At 62.3% G+C, this 3,113-nt stretch carries 1 protein-coding gene; it reads left to right on the top strand.

All coding sequences use genetic code 11. The features are described 5' to 3' along the window. Positions 1-3,113 (top strand): RHS repeat-associated core domain-containing protein (locus tag CJF39_RS22410; RefSeq protein WP_094995349.1); only part of this gene is annotated, 3,113 nt, incomplete at both ends.

The following is a 3,113-nucleotide window of genomic DNA, read 5'->3' as shown; positions in this document are numbered from 1 at the left end:
GGCGCCCTGGGTGCGCGCTGGATCACCGAGTTCACCACCCGCTTTGACCTGCACGGCAAGGGCCTGGTGTTCCACGATGCGGACGGCCGTGACCACAGCTACGCGCTCCAACCCGTGGGTCAGGCGCACTACGACGCCATCGAAAACCTGACGCTGGTGCGCGTCACAGAAAACACCCTGTTGCTGTGCCGTGGCTTTGAGCGCAGGGAAAGTTACGTGCGCCACGGCGACCGCTTCCTGCTCGCGCAAATCGAACTGCGCAACGGCGCAGGCGTCATGCTGCACCACGAATACCGCCATGCCGACCAACCGGTGCTGTCCGACCTGATCACCTACCAAGGCGATCTCAACAACGTCCATTTACATCTGGGCACGATGATCGATGACCACGGCCACCTCACAGGCCTGTGGGAAATACGCGACAGCGCGCCGGTGCGCCAACTGGCGGCCTATTACTACGATGCCCACGGCGACCTGATCAATGCCCAGGACGAAAACGGCGCCGCCTGGAGCTACCAATACCAGCACCACCTGATCACCCGCTACACCGACCGCACGAATCGCGGCATGAACTTGCAATGGCAAGACACCGGCCCCGACGCCAAGGCCGTGCGCGAATGGGCCGACGACGGCAGCTTCGACACGCGCCTGGAATGGGACGAAAACATCCGCCTGACCTACGTCACCGACGCCCACGGCAACGAGACCTGGCACTACTACGACATCCTCGGTTACACCTACCGCATCCGCCATGCTGACGGGCGTTCGGAATGGCTGTTCCGCGACGACGCGAAAAACATCCTGCGCCACGTGCATCCCGACGGCAGCACCGACCGCTACAGCTACGACGATCGTAGCAACCTGCTCGAACACATCCGTGCCGACCACAGCGTCATGCACTACGCCTACGACGATCACGACCAACTGATCAAAATCAGCGACGCCGAAGGTGGCTTATGGCTGCGTGACTATGACGATCAGGGCAACCTGATTGAAGCCGTCGACCCGTTGGGCAACAAAACCGAATACGCCTACAACGACGCCGGTTTGCCGACCGCCATCAAAGACGCCAACGGCAACGAAAAGACCCTTGCCTACAACGACGCCGGGCAACTGGTGGAGTACGTCGACTGCTCCGGCAAAACCAGTGTTTGGGAGTACAACGACCTCGGGCAAATGATCTGCTTCACCGATGCGGCGGGCAACAAGACCGAGTACGTGTACAAGGCCGGGCAACTGATCCTGATCACCCACCCGGACAACACCGAAGAACGCTTTAGCCGCGACGCCGAAGGCCGACTGCTGGCCCACACCGATGGCCTCAACCGCTGCACCACCTGGAGCTACACCGTCGCCGGTTTGATCGACGAACGTATCGACGCTGCCGAACAGACCTTGCGCTATCGCTGGGACCGCCTCGGGCAACTGCTCGCGCTGGAAAACGAAAACCGGCAGCAGGCGACATTCGATTACGACCCGGTAGGCCGTTTACTCAAAGAGACCGGGTTTGACGGTCGCAGCACCCTGTACGAGTACGACCCAAACACCGGCCGCCTGGCCAGCACCGTCGACGGCCAGCGCACCACCCACGTCGAGTTCGACCCCACAGGTCGCCTCATCGAACGCACCGCACGCCTGGGCGGCACCACCCAAACCGAAACCTTCGCCTACGACGGCAACGGCAACGGCAACCAGGCCATGGCCACCAACGCCGACAGCCGCCTGCAATGGTTCCACGACCCGGCGGGCAACCTGCTGCGCGAACACCAGCACTACCTGAGCCTGCAAACCCCGGTGGTTGCCGTGTGGCAGCACGAATACGACGTGCTCAACCAACGCATCGCCACCACCCGCCCGGATGGCCACAAAGTCAGCTGGCTGACCTACGGCAGCGGGCACCTGCTGGGCATGCGCCTCGACGAACACGAACTGATCGGCTACGAGCGTGACGACCTGCACCGCGAAGTCGCCCGCCACCAGGGCAACCGCCTGTTGCAAACCCAGCAATGGGACCCGGCCGGGCGCCTGCAAGAACAACTGCTGGGCCGCAGCGACGACAAAACCACCCTGCTCAAACGCACCTATCAGTACGACGCGGCCAGCCAACTGACCGACATCCACGACAGCCGTCGCGGCCCGTTATCGTATCGCTACGACCCGGTAGGCCGACTGCTCAACGCCACCAGCCGACTGGGCGTCGAAACCTTCGCCTTCGACCCGGCCAGCAACCTGCTGGATGAAAAAACCCAACAGGTCCAACGCCCGCTGGACCAGGACGCCAAGCGCAACAAATTGATGGACAACCTGCTGCGCGAATACGCCGGCACCCACTACGACTACGACGAACGCGGCAACCAGACCCGCCGCTGGCACAACGGTCAGCAGAGCCAACTGCAGTGGGACCTGTTCGACCGCCTGGTACGCTTTGAAGACAACAGGCTGCGCGTCGACTACGCCTACGACCCGCTGGGAAGACGTCTCTACAAATACTCCAACGCCCACCACCCACACCGAAACGAAGCGGGCTCGCAGTGGAACCAAAACGAACAGGCCCGCAAACAGCGCGAACTGGGGTGCGGTTTCACCCTGTTCGGCTGGGACGGCGACACCCTAGCCTGGGAAAGCAGCCCCGCACAGGCCGATGGCGCGAGCGGCAAAACCGTTCACTACCTCTACGAACCCGGCAGCTTCGTCCCCGTGGCCCAGGCCCTGCGTCACCAACCGATGCGCCTCTTGGCCCAGCCGAGTTACACCGGCGCCTACGACATCGACCAAGACCCGCTGTGGACGCACACCCCGCAAGCGCTGCCGATAGACGTACTGGCGTGGTACCAGTGTGATCACCTCGGCACACCACAAGAACTGACCGACCACACCGGCCAAATCGCCTGGAGCGCGCAGTACAAAGCGTGGGGTGAAGTCAAAGAACAACGCTCGGAATGGGCACGGCAGAAAGGCCTGACCAACCCGATCAGGTTTCAGGGCCAGTACCACGATCACGAAACAGGGCTGCACTACAATCGGTATAGGTACTATGATCCACGGACCGGACGGTTTGTCAGCAAAGACCCGATCAGCTATGCGGGTGGGTTGAACCTGTATGCGTATGCGCC

Source organism: Pseudomonas lundensis (assembly GCF_002269125.1).
GTDB lineage: Bacteria > Pseudomonadota > Gammaproteobacteria > Pseudomonadales > Pseudomonadaceae > Aquipseudomonas > Aquipseudomonas lundensis_A.
The sequence above is the reverse complement of the archived record's forward strand: the minus strand, read 5'-3'. Positions and strand labels throughout refer to the sequence as shown.